This window comes from Gammaproteobacteria bacterium (genome assembly GCA_015709615.1).
Taxonomy (GTDB): Bacteria; Pseudomonadota; Gammaproteobacteria; order Burkholderiales; family Nitrosomonadaceae; genus Nitrosomonas.
On sequence record CP054179.1, the window covers coordinates 3,039,538 to 3,057,914 of the forward strand.

The 18,377-nt window shown below is 49.8% G+C and carries 22 protein-coding genes and 1 other RNA gene; 14 read left to right on the top strand and 9 right to left on the bottom strand.

Going from position 1 to position 18,377, the window contains the following annotated elements; translation table 11 throughout:
* Window positions 1-103: 103 nt before the first annotated feature.
* The 5 genes from ssrA to HRU77_14530 all read right to left on the bottom strand — a co-directional run bounded on the left by ssrA (window position 104) and on the right by HRU77_14530 (window position 4,063).
* Window positions 104-463, bottom strand: a transfer-messenger RNA (tmRNA) gene (gene ssrA, locus HRU77_14510).
* Window positions 464-556: 93 nt separating this feature from the next.
* Entirely contained in the window at window positions 557-1,204 is a 648-nt protein-coding gene (locus HRU77_14515; protein ID QOJ21782.1) for an HAD-IA family hydrolase, read from the bottom strand.
* A 40-nt stretch (window positions 1,205-1,244) separates the two neighbouring features.
* A complete protein-coding gene (gene ubiG, locus HRU77_14520; GenBank protein QOJ21783.1) occupies window positions 1,245-1,952 on the bottom strand; it encodes a bifunctional 2-polyprenyl-6-hydroxyphenol methylase/3-demethylubiquinol 3-O-methyltransferase UbiG in 708 nt (235 codons plus the stop codon).
* 16 nt (window positions 1,953-1,968) lie between these two features.
* Window positions 1,969-3,300, bottom strand: coding sequence for a TRZ/ATZ family hydrolase (locus tag HRU77_14525; protein ID QOJ21784.1), 1,332 nt, complete (start codon window positions 3,298-3,300; stop codon window positions 1,969-1,971).
* Window positions 3,301-3,379: 79 nt separating this feature from the next.
* Complete coding sequence (locus HRU77_14530) at window positions 3,380-4,063, bottom strand: OmpA family protein (GenBank protein ID QOJ21785.1); 684 nt, start codon at window positions 4,061-4,063, stop codon at window positions 3,380-3,382.
* A gap of 431 nt (window positions 4,064-4,494) precedes the next feature.
* Here HRU77_14530 and HRU77_14535 point away from each other — a divergent pair, with 431 nt between their 5' ends.
* The 11 genes from HRU77_14535 to HRU77_14585 all read left to right on the top strand — a co-directional run bounded on the left by HRU77_14535 (window position 4,495) and on the right by HRU77_14585 (window position 13,331).
* On the top strand, window positions 4,495-5,223 hold the full coding sequence (locus tag HRU77_14535) for an ABC transporter ATP-binding protein (GenBank protein ID QOJ21786.1): 729 nt from the start codon (window positions 4,495-4,497) through the stop codon (window positions 5,221-5,223).
* Between the two features lie 19 nt (window positions 5,224-5,242).
* Entirely contained in the window at window positions 5,243-5,986 is a 744-nt protein-coding gene (locus HRU77_14540) for an ABC transporter permease subunit (GenBank protein ID QOJ21787.1), read from the top strand.
* Window positions 5,979-7,346 carry a GldG family protein gene (locus tag HRU77_14545; GenBank protein ID QOJ21788.1) on the top strand — a complete coding sequence of 456 codons (1,368 nt, stop codon included), beginning with the start codon at window positions 5,979-5,981 and terminating at the stop codon, window positions 7,344-7,346. The genes HRU77_14540 and HRU77_14545 overlap by 8 nt, the downstream gene beginning before the upstream one ends.
* Window positions 7,343-8,206, top strand: a complete 864-nt coding sequence (locus tag HRU77_14550; protein QOJ21789.1) for a DUF4340 domain-containing protein — start codon at window positions 7,343-7,345, stop codon at window positions 8,204-8,206. The genes HRU77_14545 and HRU77_14550 overlap by 4 nt, the downstream gene beginning before the upstream one ends.
* A 3-nt stretch (window positions 8,207-8,209) precedes the next feature.
* Entirely contained in the window at window positions 8,210-9,040 is an 831-nt protein-coding gene (gene mutM / locus HRU77_14555; protein ID QOJ21790.1) for a bifunctional DNA-formamidopyrimidine glycosylase/DNA-(apurinic or apyrimidinic site) lyase, read from the top strand.
* Between the two features lie 35 nt (window positions 9,041-9,075).
* Window positions 9,076-9,888 (top strand): pyrroline-5-carboxylate reductase, encoded by an 813-nt coding sequence (locus HRU77_14560; GenBank protein QOJ21791.1) that lies wholly within the window; start codon window positions 9,076-9,078, stop codon window positions 9,886-9,888.
* A 68-nt stretch (window positions 9,889-9,956) separates the two neighbouring features.
* Window positions 9,957-10,532: a YggT family protein gene (locus HRU77_14565; protein QOJ21792.1), complete on the top strand. Its 576-nt coding sequence runs from the start codon at window positions 9,957-9,959 to the stop codon at window positions 10,530-10,532.
* Between the two features lie 15 nt (window positions 10,533-10,547).
* A complete protein-coding gene (locus tag HRU77_14570) occupies window positions 10,548-10,844 on the top strand; it encodes a YggU family protein (protein QOJ21793.1) in 297 nt (98 codons plus the stop codon).
* A 32-nt stretch (window positions 10,845-10,876) separates the two neighbouring features.
* Window positions 10,877-11,329: a histidine phosphatase family protein gene (locus tag HRU77_14575; protein ID QOJ21794.1), complete on the top strand. Its 453-nt coding sequence runs from the start codon at window positions 10,877-10,879 to the stop codon at window positions 11,327-11,329.
* A 27-nt stretch (window positions 11,330-11,356) separates the two neighbouring features.
* Window positions 11,357-11,902 carry an rRNA large subunit pseudouridine synthase E gene (locus HRU77_14580; GenBank protein ID QOJ21795.1) on the top strand — a complete coding sequence of 182 codons (546 nt, stop codon included), beginning with the start codon at window positions 11,357-11,359 and terminating at the stop codon, window positions 11,900-11,902.
* Between the two features lie 238 nt (window positions 11,903-12,140).
* Window positions 12,141-13,331 carry a fatty acid desaturase gene (locus tag HRU77_14585; GenBank protein ID QOJ21796.1) on the top strand — a complete coding sequence of 397 codons (1,191 nt, stop codon included), beginning with the start codon at window positions 12,141-12,143 and terminating at the stop codon, window positions 13,329-13,331.
* Window positions 13,332-13,398: 67 nt separating this feature from the next.
* On the opposite strand, the gene rpmG is transcribed toward HRU77_14585, so the two are convergent.
* Genes rpmG through radC form a run of 3 tightly spaced genes read right to left on the bottom strand, consistent with a single transcriptional unit; the run spans window position 13,399 to window position 14,556 of the window.
* Window positions 13,399-13,554 (bottom strand): 50S ribosomal protein L33, encoded by a 156-nt coding sequence (gene rpmG, locus HRU77_14590; protein ID QOJ21797.1) that lies wholly within the window; start codon window positions 13,552-13,554, stop codon window positions 13,399-13,401.
* A gap of 32 nt (window positions 13,555-13,586) precedes the next feature.
* Window positions 13,587-13,823, bottom strand: coding sequence for a 50S ribosomal protein L28 (rpmB, locus tag HRU77_14595; GenBank protein ID QOJ21798.1), 237 nt, complete (start codon window positions 13,821-13,823; stop codon window positions 13,587-13,589).
* Window positions 13,824-13,881: 58 nt separating this feature from the next.
* Window positions 13,882-14,556, bottom strand: coding sequence for a DNA repair protein RadC (radC, locus tag HRU77_14600; GenBank protein ID QOJ21799.1), 675 nt, complete (start codon window positions 14,554-14,556; stop codon window positions 13,882-13,884).
* 221 nt (window positions 14,557-14,777) lie between these two features.
* Here radC and coaBC point away from each other — a divergent pair, with 221 nt between their 5' ends.
* From coaBC to HRU77_14615, 3 genes are read left to right on the top strand one after another with little or no spacing between them, the layout of a single operon-like run.
* A complete protein-coding gene (gene coaBC / locus HRU77_14605) occupies window positions 14,778-15,986 on the top strand; it encodes a bifunctional phosphopantothenoylcysteine decarboxylase/phosphopantothenate--cysteine ligase CoaBC (GenBank protein QOJ21800.1) in 1,209 nt (402 codons plus the stop codon).
* An 8-nt stretch (window positions 15,987-15,994) separates the two neighbouring features.
* A complete protein-coding gene (gene dut / locus HRU77_14610) occupies window positions 15,995-16,444 on the top strand; it encodes a dUTP diphosphatase (protein ID QOJ21801.1) in 450 nt (149 codons plus the stop codon).
* The gene (locus HRU77_14615) at window positions 16,444-16,884 is read left to right on the top strand and encodes a DUF192 domain-containing protein (GenBank protein QOJ21802.1); all 441 of its coding nucleotides are present in this window, start codon (window positions 16,444-16,446) and stop codon (window positions 16,882-16,884) included. The genes dut and HRU77_14615 overlap by 1 nt, the downstream gene beginning before the upstream one ends.
* A 6-nt stretch (window positions 16,885-16,890) precedes the next feature.
* Here HRU77_14615 and ffh read toward each other — a convergent pair whose 3' ends face one another.
* A complete protein-coding gene (ffh, locus tag HRU77_14620; protein QOJ21803.1) occupies window positions 16,891-18,240 on the bottom strand; it encodes a signal recognition particle protein in 1,350 nt (449 codons plus the stop codon).
* Window positions 18,241-18,377: the final 137 nt, after the last annotated feature.

The following is an 18,377-nucleotide window of genomic DNA, read 5'->3' on the forward strand; positions in this document are numbered from 1 at the left end:
CTCCCCAGACACAATTGAGGACGGCTTTGACCCCAAAACATGCGGGAACCGGCCCGATCAGACGAAAAAAAACCCCAGCCGGGAACGATTGGGGTTTTGCGATTGGTGGAGGCGGCGGGAATTGAACCCGCGTCCGCAAGCCCTCTACAGACAGTTCTACATACTTAGCCTGATTATTTGATTTGACCTGGCAACCGCCAACCGGCAGGCTGATGACAGGCGAGTCACCTATTGTTTAACGTTCTATAAAGTGACCCTACAGAACGCGATCCCCGTTAGTGACTCTGCTGTCTGTTGCCAGACCCGGCGTTGAGGCCCACCGGTGCAGAGGCTAGCCGATTAAGCGGCTAAAGCGTAGTTTTCGTCGTTTGCGACTATTGTTTTCAGATGGATTTACGAGGTAATCTGATCCTCGGTATGCCCTGCGCTGCTTTGCAACCCACGTCGAAACCGGATCGCCCCCAGGTATTCGTAATGGTTGTGCATAGGATAGTGATGGTACTGAAAAGTTCAAATCCTATGGCTACGCATTTTAACAGAAACAGCGAGCGTTTCTTTATAGATAAGCGAGCAGTTCTTCGGGGTGATCGATCAGATGCCGGGCGCCCCACGTTTCGGGCGGCTGATCGTTGCCTAGATAGCCATAGCGTGCCACGATCGACTGCATGCCGGCGGCCAGGCTGGCCTGAACGTCGCGGATGTCGTCACCGAGGTAGATGCAATGCGCGGGGGAAATGGCGATTTTGGTGCTGGCTGTTAACAGCGGTTCCGGGTGCGGTTTGGTATTCGCCAGCTCATCACCGCAAACGACGCAGGCTACGCGTTGTGCCAAGCCGAGCGTTTCAATCAGCGGATGGGTGAATCGAGCCGGTTTATTGGTTACGATGCCCCAGGGCAGGTTACGTTGCTCCAGTTGGTCGAGCAATTCGCTGACGCCCGGGAACAAACAGGTATCGTGGCAAAGGCGCTGTGTATAGAAATCCAAAAATTCGTCGCGCATGGATTCATAACCGTTGTCGCCCGGTTTAATGCTGAAGCCGAGTCCCAATAAGCCGCGTGAGCCGGCGGAAGCCAGCGGACGGATTTGCGCGATGGACAGTTCGGACAGGCCGCGCGCAATGCGCTGCCGGTTTAGTGCATGGCCGAGATCGGGTGCGGTATCGGCCAATGTGCCATCGAAATCGAAAAGTACGGCTTTAATCATGAATCAGCGGGTGCGGAAGGAATGACAGAGTGGTATCGGATTATTTGCGGTAAGCCATGATGTAGTTGACGTCGGTATCATTTTCCAGAGCGTAGACTTTGGTAATCGGGTTGTACGTCATGCCGATCAACTCTTCATCCGTCAAACCGGCGTTGCGCGCCATGCGGGCCAGTTCGGACGGTTTGATGAATTTGGCGTATTCGTGCGTGCCGCGCGGCAACAGCTTGAGGATATATTCCGCGCCGATGATGGCAAACAAATAGGATTTCGGATTGCGGTTGATGGTTGAGAAGAATACCCAGCCGCCCGGTTTGGCCAATTGTGCGCAGGAGCGGATTACGCTCATGGGATCGGGCACATGTTCGAGCATTTCCATGCAGGTGACCACATCGTAATGTTGCGGTTGTTCTTTGGCGAGCGATTCCGTGCTGATCTTGCGGTAGTCGACGTGATGCCCGCTTTCCAGTAGATGCAGCTTGGCGACTTTGAGCGCTTTGTCGCCGAGATCGATGCCGGTGACGTGCGCACCCATCGACGCCATGCCTTCCGACAAAATACCGCCGCCGCAGCCGACATCCAATACTGTTTTTCCGGTCAATCCGCCGGTCAGGTCGTTGATGTAATTCAGACGCAATGGGTTGATTTCATGCAATGGCTTGAATTCGCTGTTGGGATCCCACCAGCGGTGCGCGAGTTGGCTGAATTTTTCCAGTTCCAGCGGGTCAGCGTTGATGCCGTCATTTTCCATATGCGTTCCTTTGTGCCTAGTGTTGAGATGTAGCTGCGATACGCTCATGCCAGTATGTCGCGCGGTATTGCAATTCAACCGAGTTGAGTGTCGTCAGTTCTTTGCCGTGCAGCAGCATTTTACCATTTACCCACACATGGCTCACTTGTTCGCGGCTTGCTGTGTAAACCAAATGTGAGACCGGATCGTAGCACGGTGTGAGATTGAGATCGGAGAAGTCGATCGCCGTGATGTCAGCCGCTTTGCCGATGGTCAATGAACCGGTTATTTCTCCCAACCCCAATGCCTTGGCGCCATTCAGGGTAGCCATTTGCAAAGTTTGGTGCGCCGGCAGAGTATCGGCCCGACCGCTGGTCGCTTTTGCCAGTAGCGCTGCCAGGCGCATTTCCTCAAACATATCCAGGCGATTATTGCTGGCTGCGCCATCGGTGCCAAGGCCGACATTGACGCCTTGATTCAATAAGGACGAGATCGGAGCCAATCCGCTGGCGAGTTTCATGTTGGAGGAGGGGCAGTGTGCGATATGACAGTCGTATTGATGTACAAGTTTTATTTCATGATCGGATAGGTGCGTCATGTGCACGGCGATCAGATTCGGACTGAGCAGACCCAATTGCCGAAAGCGTTCGATCGGCTGCACGCCCGAGGATTGCAAGCTTAAGCGGATTTCGTCCCGCGTTTCGTGCAAATGCGTATGGATGGGCACATTCAGTTGTTCTGCGTAAGTCAGTATGCTGCGGAAGGTTTTGTCGCTGACGGTGTAAGGCGCGTGCGGCGCAAAACAGAAGGATAGCAGCGGATGCTGATATAGGTCGCGCAATTGCAATCCTTTGGCCAGATAATCATCCGCATCGCTGGCGTAGGCAGTGGGGAAGTCGATCACCACCATGCCGATGGCGGCACGCATCCCGGAACTGATGACAGCTTGCGCACAAGATTCCGGGAAAAAATACATGTCGTTGAAGCAGGTAATGCCGCCTTTGATCATCTCGGCGCACGCGAGCTGCGCGCCATCCAGTACAAACTGCGCATTCACATGACGATTTTCTACCGGCCAGATGTGTTGATGGAGCCATTCCATCAGCGGTAAATCATCGGCCAGTCCGCGCATCAAAGTCATGGCTGCGTGGGTGTGCAGATTAACCAAGCCGGGGATGAGAATATGATCGTTCAGTGTGACTGTTTGCCGGGGTTCGTAACGGAGCTTCGCTTCGGATATCGGCAAAATATCCCGGATGATTCCTTCATCGACGGCGATGGCGTGCTGATTGAGAACAATCCCGGCCGGTTCAACGGGAATAATCCATTTCGCTTCTATCAGAGTATCGATCGGCTGCAAACCATTCATGCGATTCGAATCGTTGGAAAGAAAAAAGCCCTGCACATCAGGGCAGGGCTTTATCAGTTAAAAGATAACTGGTATTCGCTTATCGGGTACCTGCTACTTCGATTTCAACACGGCGATCCGGTGCCAGGCATTCAATCAAGGCTTTGGTTTTTTTATCGCCAACGCAGCTATTGCCGGTCACAGGATTTGCTTCGCCTTTGCCGTCGACAAAAATGCGGCTTGGTTCTATACCTCTGGAAACCAAGTGTGCTTTAACCGATTCGGCGCGGCGTATCGAAAGTTTTTTGTTGTACTCATCGGAACCGATGCGGTCGGCGTAGCCCACTGCAATAATGGTATCGTACTTAAGGTCTTTTATACCATTAACAAACTCATTCAAAGATTGAACGCCATTGGGTTTAAGTTTTGCGCTGTCGAAGTCAAATAACGCATCGGCAGAGAATGTAATTTTCTCCGGTGCGGTTTTGGCGGCTGCCGCACCGGCAGCTGGAGCTCCAGCGGCTGCGGCTGCATCTTCCGGTTTTTTAACAAGATCTGGATCACATTCGTGAATTGCCATGGCCGGTGTCCAGTAACCGGTGCGCCAACAAAGTCCTGTTGTGTTTCTTGCAACTACACCGCGATCGTCAACACCATAAGCTTCAGGTTTTTTTACGGTTTTATCTTTATCAATAACTGTTTCTTGTGCCAGAACAGCACCAGAAAACATTGCCGGTATAAGAATCATTCCCATGAGAGTATTTTTAGCTGATATTTTCTTCATGCTGTTGTCCTTTTTAATGAAAACTACGGATTTTATATTGATAATGCAAAAAAGCATTTTGCATCTAAAAGCTTTCTCGCATTCTACTACTTCAAGCTTTTAAGTGTGCAATTATCAGTTTGTTTGTTTATTTTATCAAATCAATATGTTGTAAAATTGCAACAAATCTGCGTCGTTTAGCGAGTCGAAATAAACCTAATCGTCTTGTGCAATTGAGTGATCATGTTTTGGTGTTTTTCTTAATAGAATTAAAGGTATGCTAATAGAGCATTGTTTTTTTTGCATGCGATGCGAATGTTTAAATCATACTGAAGTCGGTGAATTATCGGTTTATCGGACGTATACTGTCAGGCCGCCGAGATTGTGAAACTCTACGTATAAAATGAAAGAAAATTGTTGATGAAACCATTCAATCCCAGAGACACTGTTGTATGACTGATGAAACAGCAGCCTTAACCTTGTCGGCGCACAATCTGTGGCGTAAATATGACCATTTTGTTGCCGTGCATGAAGTTAATTTGCAATTAAAGCGCGGTGAAGTACTGGGGTTGCTCGGCCCGAACGGTGCGGGCAAAAGCACCACATTACGTATGTTGACAGGTAATTTGGCGCCGAGTCACGGGAGTATTTCGATTTGCGGCATCGATTTGCTGGAAAAACCGCGGGAAGCCAAGTCGCATTTGGGTTTTTTGCCCGAGATTCCGCCGCTTTATTTGGATATGACTGTGGATGAATATCTGCTGTTTGCAGCGCGGCTGCACCAAGTCGGCAAAAAATCAATTCGGGCGGCACTGAATAATGTGAAGCAGCGGTGCGGCCTGGGACATCACGGCAGGGATTTGCTCGGTACCTTATCGAAAGGCTATCAGCAGCGTGCCGGCATTGCACAAGCCATCATTCATCATCCGGATGTGATTATTCTCGATGAACCGACGGTAGGACTTGATCCCAATCAGATGCGTGAGATCCGTGAGTTGATCCGGGAGTTGAGCGCTGACAGCAGTGTAATTTTGTCGACCCATATTCTGTCCGAGGTTGAGAATGTTTGTGACCGGGTACAGCTCATGCATAAGGGCAGCGTGGTATTCGATCAAACCGTGGCGCAATTGCACCAGCAGGGCCACAGCCTGGAGATGGTTTTTACGCAGCTGACGCAATAAGCAAAGCGGAATTATCAAAATGATCGCCACTATTATCCGTAAAGAGCTGCACATGCTATTTATTTCGCCGCTTGCCTGGCTGTTGCTGGCATTGATTCAGGCCGTGACGGCGTGGGTTTTCCTGGTGCGTTTGGATGCGTTTCTGGAAATTCAACCGCAATTACTGCAAATCGCCAATCCTCCGGGAATTACCGAAGTCATCGTTTCTCCGGTGTTTATGGTGGCGGCGGTGCTACTGTTGATGATTACGCCCTTATTATCGATGCGCTTGTTGGCGGAGGAACGCCGCAACCACACGCTGACACTGCTGATGTCAGCGCCTGTTTCGATTACCGATATCGTGCTGGGCAAGTTTTTGAGTCTTGTGCTGTTTTATTCGGCTGTTATTGTTTTGCTGGTGATGCTGTGTTTTTCGCTGCGTACCGGTGGTGCGCTGGATCTTGGTCTGTTGCTCAGCAACACGCTGGGTTTGCTTTTACTTGCGGCGTGTTTTTCCGCGTTGGGGCTCTACATTTCAAGCCTGACGTCGCAACCGGTCATTGCAGCAGCAGGTTCTCTGGGAGCGTTATTGGGATTGTGGCTGATTGATCTGGCGAACAATGCAACGGTTGGATGGTTGCACTATTTTTCTTTGCTAAAGCATTTCGGCTACTTTAATCAAGGCCTGATCGATACCTTCAGCATTGCCTATTTTATTTTGTGCACGGTTACATTTCTGGTGCTGACGATACGCCGCTTGGATGGAGAACGGTTGCATGGCTGAATCGAACAAAAAAATGCAACGGCATTACCGGATGCACAATGGCTTTTTTGTCATTTTGCTCCTGTTGCTGGTTTTTTTGCTCGGTTATCTTGCGCAGCAGACCCGGCAGCAATGGGACGTCAGTCAGAACGGGCGTAATAGCTTAAGCGAAGCAAGCATCGAAATATTGCAAAAATTGCAAGGAACGGTGCAGGTAATCGCATATGCTTCCGAACAGGATGCGCAACTGGGCGATATCCGTCAGATTATTACCGACTTTATTGCACTGTATCAGCGGGTGAAACCGGATCTTTCCTTGACGTTCATCGATCCGGTGGAACAGCCTGTCTTGGCGCAGGAAGCGGATGTGCAAGTCAACGGTGAACTGATCATCCGATTCAATCAGAGAATCGAGCGTCTGACGGCCATCAACGAACAGGCGTTTTCCAATGCTCTGATGCGGTTGGCGCGCGGAGAGGATAAGTTGGTCGTCGAGTTAAGCGGGCATGGCGAACGCAAGCTTGACGGTAGCGCCAACTATGATCTTGGAGAATTCGGCCGTCATTTGCGTACCAATGGTTTTAGCAGCCGACAACTGAATCTTGCCATCGAAGCGGATATTCCCGCCGTCCATGCCAGCACGTTGTTGATTGCTTCGCCGCAGACCGATTTGTTGCCGGGAGAGGTGGAGAAGCTGTTGAATTATATCGACCGTGGCGGTAATTTGCTGTGGCTGGTCGATCAGGAATCGTTACGCGGCTTGCAGCCGTTAGCGGAAAAATTGCGCTTGACGCTGACCCCCGGCGTTGTTGCCGATCCGCAAGCAGTGCAGCTCAAAGCGCCGATTACTTTCGCATTGGGGGCGATTTACGGGCCGCATGTGATAACCAGTGATTTCAATTACATTACCGTGTTTCCCTTTGCCCGTCAGCTTACAATCGATGAAAATGAGGAATGGCACAGTGTTGCTCTGGTTGAGGCGGCCCAGCAGGGGTGGGTTGAAACCGGCGATTTGAATGGCGAAATTACGTTTGATCAGGATGCGGATGTAGCGGGACCGGTCAGTATTGCGGTAGCGTTGTCGCGCAATATCGAGGATCGCGAGCAGCGCGTTGTCGTTGTCGGCAGCGGGCATTTTCTCGCGAACACTTATTTGGGCAATGGCAGTAATCTGGATTTTGGCATCAACTTGATCAACTGGCTGTCTGGCGATGAAGAACTGATCGTGATTCAACCGCGCGCAACGCTGGACAGCAGTTTGGTTTTAAGTGAATTCGAACTTACGCTGATTGCGCTCGGTTTTCTGATCGTGTTGCCTCTGTTATTTTTGATAAGCGGGATCGTGATCTGGTGGCGCCGCCGGAGAAAAATAGGACCATGACACACCACGCACGGCTTAATTTAATTATGACCGCCACGATCATCGTTTTGATCGTGTTTCTGTATTTCAGGCCGCAATCTTCCGGGAATATGGAGTACCCGGTTGCCAACGAATCGGCCGAGGCTGTGCGGCATTTGCGCATCGTCAAGCAGCAACAGGAAATTGTACTCAAGCGGCAAGACAATCAATGGTATCTGGAAAAACCGGTGCAAATCCGGGCTGACGATGAGAAGATTGGAAAGATTCTGGAAATTCTTCAAGCGCGCAGCCAGCAACGTTTTGAGAAAGCCGATTTGGGACGCTTTGGCTTGGAGCACCCGCATGCGCAATTATTCATCGGCAATGCGCATTTTGATTTTGGCGGATTTGCACCGACCACTCACCAGCAATATGTAGCAGTCGGCGATTATGTCTATTTGCTTGCGCCTCGTTATGCACTGGCATTGCCACGCAACGCCGGCGATTGGGTTAATCCCCGATTGTTCGTTGCCGGTGAGATTCCGGTCAAATTTAAGTTGCCGCACGGAGAAGTGGCGTTGCATGATGGCAATTGGCGTGTGACACCGCAGCATGCAGCCGAAGCATTGAACGCGGCAACGCTGAAACATTGGGTGCAATTGTGGCAAAGCGCACGAGCTGCTGAATTGAAAATGGCAGCCGAGCTGGACTCCGGTTTTGCCGAAACCGGTTCAGTAAGAATCGATTTGCAAGACGAGAGTGAAATCAGCTTAAAAGTCCTGCAAAATCAATCGTCTATCGTTTTGTTACGCGTGCCGGAAGGAATCGGCTATCAATTTCCGCTCGAGACAGGCCGTCAATTGCTCGATCCCAATGCACTCGTAAACCAGGTGCTCCGATAGCCGATGCCGGAATTACCAGAAGTCGAAACAACGTGCCGTGGAATCGCGCCGCATTTGACGGGAAAAACGATTGCGCAAGCCGTAATCCGGAATTCCCGGTTGCGCTGGCCGGTACCGGATGAATTACCATCGTTGCTGCCGGGACTCACAATCCGGAGCGTAACGCGGCGCGCAAAATACCTGCTGCTGGATTGCGATGCGGGTGCGTTGCTCATTCATTTGGGAATGTCGGGAAGTTTGCGTATACTTTCAGCAAAATCAGGGTATGACAGTGAACTGCCGCAAAAGCACGATCATTTTGATCTGGTTTTGCGCGATCAAACGATTCTGAGATTGCGCGATCCGCGCCGTTTTGGTGCAGTATTATGGCATGCGGGCGATGGTTTGCAGCATCCGCTGTTATTGAATCTCGGATCGGAGCCTTTGACAGCGGATTTCAGCGCGGCGCAGCTATTCGAGAAAACCAGAGGCAGCCGTACCGCCATCAAACAGACCTTGATGAATCATCACGTGGTGGTGGGTGTCGGTAATATTTATGCGAACGAAGCTTTGTTTTTGGCTGGGATCAATCCTAAAACCGCCGCTGGCAGAATCGCATTGCCGCGTTATGAAATACTGGTGCAAGCGGTGAAGCAAACTTTGCAGCTGGCGATCGAGGCGGGTGGCAGCACATTGCGTGATTTTGTTCACAGTGACGGAAGCTCGGGTTATTTTCAGCAGCAATATTGGGTTTACGGGCGTACCGGACAACTGTGCAAAAAATGTGCAGGGATCATCAAACACATCCGGCAAGGTCAGCGTTCCAGCTATTATTGTCCGTCTTGCCAGCATTGATCGGGTGAAACGGATAATTTATTGAGAAGGGTCATATGAACATTACATTCATTGGCGGCGGAAACATGGCGTCCGCTTTAATCAGCGGATTACTGCAGCAAGGCTATGGTGCGGAACAACTGCACGTAGTCGAGATCAACGCGGAAAGCCGTGACAAACTCAAGCAGTCATTTGGTATTTCAGCGGTGGCCGATCTTGCTGGCGGTATAGCCGATAGCGATGTCATTGTATTGGCCGTCAAGCCGCAACAGCTGTTCGAATTGACGCAGAAACTGGCGCCGCTGTTGAGTAATCAATTGATCCTATCGATTGCCGCGGGGATTCGCGTGGCCGATTTGATGCGCTGGCTGGGCGGATATCTGCGAGTGGTGCGTGCAATGCCTAATACGCCATCGCTGGTGCGCTCCGGTGTTGCAGGTCTGTATGCCGCCGCTGGTATCAGTGATTCGGATAAAAAAAATGCCGAATCGATTCTTGCCGCGGTGGGCTCGACACTTTGGGTTGATGACGAGGAAATGCTGCATGCCGTGACGGCGATTTCCGGCAGCGGACCGGCTTATGTTTTTTACTTTATTGAAGCAATGCAACAGGCGGCGATAGACTTGGGTCTGTCGCCATCCCAGGCCAGGCAGCTCAGCTTGCAGACATTCGCTGGCGCCAGTAAGCTGGCCGGCGTCAGCGATGAAGATGCGGCGACATTGCGCGCCCGAGTGACTTCCAGAGGCGGCACAACCGAGCAAGCGATCCTGGCTATGGAAAAAAATGATATTAAGTGTAAGATCATGGCTGCCATTGACGCCGCCTATAAACGTTCACGGGAATTAAGCGATGAATTCAGCAAAATATGAAGTGAAAGCATGCAATGAATCGTCAGCAATTTTTTAATCATCAGTTTTAGTTTTTTTGGGAAATTGTTATGTCCAGTCAGATCTTGGTTTTTCTTGTTGATACTATTCTGGGGTTGCTTTCCTTGGCGTTGTTGTTGCGTTTTTATTTTCAGTTATTACGCGTTCCGTTCTACAACTCAGTTTCCCAGTTTCTCATTGCGGTGACTGATTTTATGGTGCGTCCGGCGCGCCGATTTATTCCAGGTTGGGCTGGCATCGATTTGTCGACATTGATCCTGGCATGGTTGCTGGAAAGTTTTATCGTAACCAGCATGTTTATGGCACAAGGCTATGATTTCGAGGCGAATATTGTAACCTCGCTCGGGGTGATGGGATTGCTGGGCATCGTCGAGATTATTGAAACTACGCTCTATATCGTACTGCTGGCGATTATCGTGCAAGCAGTTTTGTCGTGGGTTAATCCGCACAGTCCGTTAGCACCGCTGCTGGATAGCTTTACCAGCCCATTCCTGGCTGTTTTCCGCAGAAGGATTCCGCCGATCGCCAATGTCGATTTGTCTCCCTTGTTCGTGCTGATTCTGATTCAGGTGCTATTGATGATCGTTGCCGGGATACATAAGGAAATCACCCTGATGCTTTTTTGATCGGTTGCTACGGTCATGCGGTGGTACCGGTATGATGAAGCGGACAATCTTGTTTTAACGCTGCATATTCAACCGGGTGCAAAAAATACCACGGCGGCAGGTTTGCATGGTGAAGCGCTCAAAATAAAACTCGCGGCACCGCCGGTTGAAGGTAAAGCAAATGCTGCATTGATAAAGTATCTTGCTGAGCGGTTTGATGTGCCGCTTTCCCGTGTGGTATTGAAACAAGGCGATAAATCACGTCATAAAGTAATCATGATTGTGCGGCCTGCGCATGGCCCGGAAGTGTTGTTTGATGAGGCGCCAAGCTGATTATCGATAACTTTTTTATTTGAAAAATTGCGATGGAATTGATTTTGTGGCGTCATGCCGAAGCGGAAGACGGTTTTCCCGATGGCGCGCGCCAATTGACCGGAAAAGGATTGGATCAGGCAAGGCGCATGGCCGATTGGCTCAAACCAAAATTACCTGAAAATACAAGGATAATCGTCAGCCCGGCGCGCCGGACTCAGCAGACGGCGATGGCATTGGAGTCTGACTTTGTGACCGAAAGTGCGTTAGCTCCGGGTGCCAGTGCTCATGCCGTTCTAGCCGTGGCGGGCTGGCCTGTTGCGGGCGGTGTGGTCGTGATCGTGGGTCATCAGCCTACACTGGGCGAAATCGCCGGTTGTTTGATTCCGGTCATACCTGCCGGGTTGCAGGTGAAAAAAGGATCTGTTTGGTGGATTCGGAATGAAGAAAAAGACGGGGTGATTGAACCTAAATTGCATACTGTCATTTATCCAGAAATGTTATGAGTTTTTCTCCGGTTCAATCCGGATGCTATGCCTCGATTAATTCTATTTAACAAGCCCTACGGTGTGATTTGCCAATTTACACCGGAAAACGGTCATCAGTCGCTGAAAGACTTTATCCCATTACCGGACTTTTATCCGGCGGGCAGATTGGATGCAGACAGCGAAGGCTTAGTATTGTTGACGGACAATGGTAAGCTGCAACAGCAGATTAGCGATCCGAAATTCAAATTACCCAAAACCTACTGGGTTCAGGTCGAAGGCAAGCCGGATGAAGCGGCACTTAATCAGCTTCGCCAGGGGGTGATTTTGAAAGATTTCAGAACTCGGCCGGCAGAAGTCAATCTAATCGCTGAGCCGGATCATCTCTGGCCGCGTACACCGCCTATCCGTTACCGCAAAAATATTGCCACAAGTTGGATATCTCTGATTATCAGTGAAGGTAAAAACCGTCAGGTAAGGCGAATGACGGCGGCCGCGCTTTTTCCCACATTGCGGTTAGTTCGTTATGCCATCGGTAAGCATACGTTGCAAGGTCTCGCACCGGGAGAATGGTGTCTATTGAAAGATGCTTGAGAGAGCAATTATTGAGTAGGGATAACCGTAGATTTAAAACAAATAATCGTTGCAAATTGATATTTCATTTCTATCAGGTGTAGTATAAAATTTTAAAAGATAGTGAAAGTGAGTATTAATCTACTGTGAATGAAACAGTTGAAATTAGTGATATTGTCATTAAATTGATAGGTAGTTCGGGGGTTGTTTTTATATATCGGCTTGCATCTGAGTAAGCCTTTAAAGGATGGTAATTTATATGATTTCTGATTTTCTAACATTGATCTCAGGTGTGATCGATATGCCATGGTGGGGGTATGTTGTCGTCACTTTGGTTTTAACACATATCACCATTGCGTCAATTACAATTTATCTTCATCGCCATTCGGCACATAGAGCGTTGGAATTGCATCCAATACCGAGTCATTTTTTCCGTTTCTGGCTATGGTTGACGACCGGGATGGTTACCAAGCAATGGACTGCGATTCATCGTAAGCATCATGCCAAATGCGAGAGTAAAGATGATCCGCACAGTCCGGTCATTTACGGCATTAAGAAAGTTCTGGCCGAAGGCTCGGAGTTGTACAGAATAGAGGCGAAGAATCAGGAAACCTTAAAAAGATACGGTTACGGTACACCGGATGATTGGCTGGAACGGAATGTATACACTAAGCATAGTGCGAAAGGTGTTGCGCTGATGCTGATTATTAATGTGATTTTGTTTGGTCCCATTGGGTTAACGATATGGGCGGTGCAAATGATGTGGGCGCCGATCTTCGCTGCCGGTATCATCAATGGCGTTGGCCACTATTGGGGGTATCGTAATTTCCGCGCGGAAGACGCCAGTACGAATATTGTTCCGTGGGGCATTTTAATCGGCGGCGAGGAATTGCATAACAACCATCACGCGTATGCGACTTCTGCACGCTTATCCAATAAATGGTATGAGTTTGATATCGGTTGGTTGTATATCCGCACTCTGGAAATGCTCGGACTTGCAAAAGTTAAGAAAATTGCTCCGAAGCTGCGTATTGATAAAGCAAAAACCCAATGCGATTCGGATACGTTGCAAGCTGTGATTTCTCATCGTTATGAAGTTCTTGCCAAATATACAAAATCGTTAAAAGCAACTTTTGCCAATGAAATGATTCATTTGAAAGAAGCGGCGGCACAATACGGCGTGGATAACACAACTTTGAAACGCTGGATTTTGGCGGATTCCAAAACATTGCAGGAACATGAGCGCGAGAAACTAAATCAAGTGCTTAGTAATGCCAAAACACTCGATAAAGTTTATACCATGCGCGAAGAGTTGGCCGAAATCTGGCAACGCTCCACAGCATCAACGGAAGAACTGGTTAAACAATTGGAAGATTGGTGCCGGCGTGCAGAAGAAAGCGGAATCGAAGTGTTAAGAACCTTTTCTCAGCGGTTACGGTGTTATGCATAACAGCAAGTAATGCCAACAATAAAAAACCCGCTTTGGCGGGTTTTTTATTGTTGAAATTATTACGAATCTATTTGAGCTTTGTTTCTTTGTACTTAACGTGTTTTCTTGCAACAGGGTCGAACTTCATTATTTCTATTTTCTCAGGTTTGGCACGTTTATTTTTGGTGGTTGTATAAAAGTGTCCTGTACCCGCAGAGGATTCAAGTTTAATTTTTTCACGCATTGCGATAACTCCTTAACTAACCTAATGGTTTCCTAAATGCTTTTACCTTCCGAGCGCATTTTCGCCAGCACCGCATCAATACCGTTCTTGTCGATAGTGCGTAGCGCAGCATTAGTTAATCGTAAACTAATCCAGCGATTCTCGCTTTCAACCCAAAACCGGCGGCGTTGCAGATTGGGTAGAAAACGTCTTTTGGTTTTGTTGTTCGCATGGGAAACATTATGACCCGACATCGGTTTTTTGCCAGTTACTTCACATACTCGTGCCATGTTAGCGCACTCCAGAATTTCTAAAAGCGGCGATTATATCCTGATTTGGGTGATTTACTCAAATTAAATCATTCTCGGCAAATGAGAAAGCGGTGCCACTGCCTATAATAAAGTGATCCAGCACTTTGACATCGATCATGGTTAGTGCCTGTTTCAAGGATTGTGTCAATGTTTTGTCGGCCTGACTGGGTTCAGCAACCCCCGAAGGATGGTTATGCGCAAAGATAATCGCGGCCGCGTTATGATGTAGCGCACGTTTAATGACCTCACGGGGATAAACACTGGCTTGGGTTAGTGTGCCGCTGAATAATTCTTCAGTGACGATCGTATGGTTCTTGGCATCCAAAAAGATACCGATAAATACTTCGTGCTGCTTGTTTGCTAAACTTAAGCGCAGAAAATTGCGTACCAGTTCAGGTGAACTCAGTGCATTGCCGCTTTTCAACTCCTCGCTGAGTGAGCGTCGAGCCATTTCCAACACGGCTTGTAGTTGCGCATATTTTGCGCTGCCCATTCCCGGTATTTGGCAAAAACTGGTTTGGCTGGCTGCAAATATGTTGGTTAAGCTGCCGAAGTGTGAAAGTAACTCCCGTGCCAGATCTACGGCGCTTTTACCCGTGATCCCGGTGCGCAGAAATATCGCCAGTAGTTCGGTATCCGAAAGGGCAGTAACGCCTTTTTGTAATAATTTCTCGCGCGGCCGCTCGGATACCGGCCAATTTGTAATTGCCATAAGCTCTAGTGAAATACTGAGTGATGTAAAATGAAATTCGTTGCCGGTACTAATAAGGGCTGGCTGCGACTTGCCGCATAATCGTAATTTTGTCAGTGATAGCGGCACGCAACGTGGCTATGTTGAGTAGAATCGGCATATTACGCGCGGGCTTTTGTAGATAAGTCTTGCGCTCTGCGCACCGGCTGGATTAAGTTTATTTGGAATTTTTCTTATCGATTATGACTTCTCGGGCATCACCTGAATCTAGAAAACGCTTGCTGCTGGGCGTGACCGGCGGTGTGGCTGCTTACAAAGTTGCGGAATTGGCGCGCCTGCTGACCCAGAGCGGAATGAATGTGCAAACGGTAATGACGCAAGCAGCTTGCCGTTTTGTGGGGGCGGTCACTTTCCAGTCGTTGACCGGTAATCCTGTTTATACCGATTTGTGGGACGCCAACGCTGCGCAAAATATGGCGCATATCAATCTATCCCGGGATGCCGACTTGATTCTGGTCGCGCCAGCCAGTGCGGATTTTATCGCTAAACTGGCTCATGGCATGGCGGACGATTTGCTGACGACACTCTGTCTGGCGCGTGATTGCCCGATGATGATAGCGCCCGCGATGAACCGGCAAATGTGGGAGAATCCCGCGACCCAGCGTAATTTATCCCGGTTACGGCAAGATGGTATAACCATCGCCGGTCCGACCAGCGGCGAGCAAGCTTGCGGTGAGATCGGGATGGGCCGGATGCTGGAGGCCGCTGAGCTGACTGAAGCGGTACAGACAGCTTTTCGAGCCGCTACGCTGCTGCAAGGTAAAAATATTTTACTGACGGCAGGGCCTACGTTTGAAGCGATTGATGCGGTGCGTGGCATCACCAACCGCAGCTCCGGGAAGATGGGATATGCCATTGCCCAGGCTGCGGCAGAGGCGGGAGCAGCGGTAACGCTCATTTCCGGCCCGGTTTGTTTGGCGCCGCCGGTTGCCGGTAAATTTATCCCAGTGGTCAGCGCGGAAGATATGCTGCGTGCCGTGCAAGCAGAGATAGCGCAAACCGATATTTTTATCAGCGTCGCTGCCGTTGCGGATTATCGCGTAGCTCATGTCAGTCAGCAAAAAATCAAGAAATCTGAAGGCAATCTAGCGCTCGAATTAGTCCCCAATCCGGATATTCTAAAGACCGTGTCAAGCTTACCCAATCCGCCTTTCTGCGTGGGTTTTGCAGCGGAAACGGAGAATCTTGAAAAGAATGCGGTCATGAAACGGCGCAATAAGAATGTTCCGCTGCTGGTGGCCAATTTAGCGCAGGATGCGATCGGTTCCGATGAAAGCGAGCTGGTTCTGTTCGATGATAGCGGCCAGCACATTCTCCCTAAGGCTTCTAAAATGGAACAAGCGCGGCACTTGATAAAACATATTCATCAACTATACAGCCAACAGCACTAACAAAGAGAATGAAAAAAATCAACATTAAAATTTTGGATGCACGTTTGGATGAACAGCTTCCCGCTTATGCCACGCCGGGTTCGGCCGGATTGGATTTGCGTGCCTGTATCGAGCAGCCGCTGACCATCAATCCTGGGGAAACCTGCCTGATTCCAACCGGCATTGCGATACATCTCGCCGATACCGGATTGGCGGCGCTGGTATTGCCGCGCTCGGGGCTCGGGCATAAGCACGGGATTGTCCTGGGGAATCTGGTCGGATTGATCGATTCGGATTATCAAGGCCAGATTCTCGTTTCCTGTTGGAACCGAGGACAGACGGCATTTCAGCTGAATCCGCTGGAACGTATTGCCCAGCTTGTTATCGTTCCGGTGATTCAAGTTGAATTCAGCCGGGTGGACAGTTTCGATCAGAGTCACCGCGGCGAAGACGGGTTTGGCAGCACCGGCAAGCATTGATGCGCTGGTTTGCAGTATTTTTTACCGTATTCGGGTTACCGCTTGCCGATGCATACGCCGCGGAAGCCGGTACGATTCCATTGACAATAGCCGGTTATGAGATTAGCGCGGAAGTGGCGCATACCCAGCTATCGCGCTCGCAAGGGCTGATGTACCGGGAATCGTTGGAAGAGAATGCCGGCATGTTGTTCGTTTTTCCGAGCAGTGGCTATTACAGCATGTGGATGAGAAACACCTATATTCCGCTGAGTGTCGCTTTTATCGATGTGCGCGGTGTCATTCTGAATATTGCCGAGATGCAGCCAGAAACGTTGACGTCGCACGATGCGGCGGGAATGGCGAAATATGCGTTGGAAATGAACAAAGGATGGTTTGCGGCGAGAAAGATTGCAGCAGGCGCCCGAGTCACCGGATTGGAACGAGCGCCTGCTGGCGATTGAATATTGCTAATGCATGCGCGGCATCATGCCTTTTAATCCGCGCATCATTTTGGCAATCCCGCCTTTATTCATCATTTTCATCATTTTTTGGGCTTGCTCGAATTGTGACAGCAGACGATTGACTTCTTGCACGGTAACGCCCGCACCCGCCGCGATACGGCGCTTGCGCGAAGCTTTAAGAATTTCCGGTTTGGTGCGTTCCTGCTGCGTCATGGAATTGATAATACCCACGGTGCGGTGGATGAGTTTGTCGTCCACTTTAACGTTCTGCGCCGCCTGGCTGAATTGCGCCGGCAGTTTATCCATCAGCGCGTTCATGCCACCCATCTTGTGCATTTGCTGAAATTGCGCCTTGAAATCATTCAAGTCAAACGACTTACCTGATTTCATTTTCTTCATCAGTTTTTCAGCTTCTTCCTGATCGGCATTGCGTTGCGCTTCTTCGATCAACCCCAGCACATCACCCATACCGAGTATGCGCGATGCCATCCGGTCCGGATGGAAGATTTCAAGTCCGGTTAGTTTTTCCGCAACACCGGCGAATTTGATCGGTCTTCCGGTAATGTGCTTGACCGACAACGCAGCACCGCCGCGCGCATCGCCGTCGAGCTTGGTAAGGATGACACCCGTCAGCGGCAACGCATCGGAAAATGCCTTGGCGGTATTGACGGCATCCTGCCCTTGCATCGCGTCCACGACGAACAGGGTTTCGATCGGCTTCAACAGCGCTTCAAGCTCGGTGATTTCCTGCATCATGGCTTCGTCGATGCCCAATCGTCCGGCAGTGTCGACGATCATGACGTCATGATGATGTTTGCGTGCAAAGTCCAATGCGGCTGCACCGATTTCTCCCGGTTTCTGGCCGTCCTGCACGGGGAAAAAGTCAGCACCGGTTTGCTGGGCCAGCAGTTCCAGCTGGTGAATCGCAGCCGGACGGTAGATATCGCAAGACACTAACAACACCTTCTTTTTCTTCTGTTCCATTAACCACTTGGCCAGTTTGCCGCTGCTCGTGGTTTTACCGGCACCTTGCAATCCCGCCATGAGAATGACGGCAGGCGGCACGGTGGAAAGATTGATCTCGGCTTTATCGCCGCCCATAATGGCGATCAACTCCTGATGGACCACGCCAACCAGGGCTTGTCCAGGGGTAAGGCTACTCAATACTTCTTGACCGACGGCTTTTTCTTTAACGCGGGCAATGAAATCCTTGACCACCGGTAAAGCGACATCAGCCTCCAGCAGTGCCAGGCGAATTTCACGTAAAGCGTCTTGAATGTTGCTTTCGGTAAGCCTGGCTTCGCCGCGTAATGTTTTAATGACGCCGCTAAGCCGGCTGGTCAGATTATCGAACATACTTAAAACCTCATAGAATTAGATGGATCGTGAACAGTGCAGGCATTCATGTTTAACAAATTCCGGGAGAATGCTTTGAATTTATTAACGTGCCATGTAGACTTAACAGTTATTTCAGTCTTCTAAAATTTGCACTG

Bases quoted from the DNA above. Each gene is read 5' to 3' on its own strand.
- HRU77_14535 (QOJ21786.1), top strand. From the start codon at position 4,495: ATGACTGATGAAACAGCAGCCTTAACCTTGTCGGCGCACAATCTGTGG.
- rpmB (QOJ21798.1), bottom strand. From the start codon at position 13,823: ATGGCACGAGTATGTGAAGTAACTGGCAAAAAACCGATGTCGGGTCAT.
- HRU77_14580 (QOJ21795.1), top strand. From the start codon at position 11,357: ATGCCTCGATTAATTCTATTTAACAAGCCCTACGGTGTGATTTGCCAA.
- HRU77_14585 (QOJ21796.1), top strand. From the start codon at position 12,141: ATGATTTCTGATTTTCTAACATTGATCTCAGGTGTGATCGATATGCCA.
- ubiG (QOJ21783.1), bottom strand. From the start codon at position 1,952: ATGGAAAATGACGGCATCAACGCTGACCCGCTGGAACTGGAAAAATTC.
- mutM (QOJ21790.1), top strand. From the start codon at position 8,210: ATGCCGGAATTACCAGAAGTCGAAACAACGTGCCGTGGAATCGCGCCG.
- coaBC (QOJ21800.1), top strand. From the start codon at position 14,778: ATGACTTCTCGGGCATCACCTGAATCTAGAAAACGCTTGCTGCTGGGC.
- HRU77_14550 (QOJ21789.1), top strand. From the start codon at position 7,343: ATGACACACCACGCACGGCTTAATTTAATTATGACCGCCACGATCATC.
- HRU77_14560 (QOJ21791.1), top strand. From the start codon at position 9,076: ATGAACATTACATTCATTGGCGGCGGAAACATGGCGTCCGCTTTAATC.
- dut (QOJ21801.1), top strand. From the start codon at position 15,995: ATGAAAAAAATCAACATTAAAATTTTGGATGCACGTTTGGATGAACAG.
- HRU77_14575 (QOJ21794.1), top strand. From the start codon at position 10,877: ATGGAATTGATTTTGTGGCGTCATGCCGAAGCGGAAGACGGTTTTCCC.
- HRU77_14515 (QOJ21782.1), bottom strand. From the start codon at position 1,204: ATGATTAAAGCCGTACTTTTCGATTTCGATGGCACATTGGCCGATACC.
- HRU77_14540 (QOJ21787.1), top strand. From the start codon at position 5,243: ATGATCGCCACTATTATCCGTAAAGAGCTGCACATGCTATTTATTTCG.
- rpmG (QOJ21797.1), bottom strand. From the start codon at position 13,554: ATGCGTGAAAAAATTAAACTTGAATCCTCTGCGGGTACAGGACACTTT.
- ffh (QOJ21803.1), bottom strand. From the start codon at position 18,240: ATGTTCGATAATCTGACCAGCCGGCTTAGCGGCGTCATTAAAACATTA.
- radC (QOJ21799.1), bottom strand. From the start codon at position 14,556: ATGGCAATTACAAATTGGCCGGTATCCGAGCGGCCGCGCGAGAAATTA.
- HRU77_14545 (QOJ21788.1), top strand. From the start codon at position 5,979: ATGGCTGAATCGAACAAAAAAATGCAACGGCATTACCGGATGCACAAT.
- HRU77_14570 (QOJ21793.1), top strand. From the start codon at position 10,548: ATGCGGTGGTACCGGTATGATGAAGCGGACAATCTTGTTTTAACGCTG.
- HRU77_14615 (QOJ21802.1), top strand. From the start codon at position 16,444: ATGCGCTGGTTTGCAGTATTTTTTACCGTATTCGGGTTACCGCTTGCC.
- HRU77_14525 (QOJ21784.1), bottom strand. From the start codon at position 3,300: ATGAATGGTTTGCAGCCGATCGATACTCTGATAGAAGCGAAATGGATT.
- HRU77_14565 (QOJ21792.1), top strand. From the start codon at position 9,957: ATGTCCAGTCAGATCTTGGTTTTTCTTGTTGATACTATTCTGGGGTTG.
- HRU77_14530 (QOJ21785.1), bottom strand. From the start codon at position 4,063: ATGAAGAAAATATCAGCTAAAAATACTCTCATGGGAATGATTCTTATA.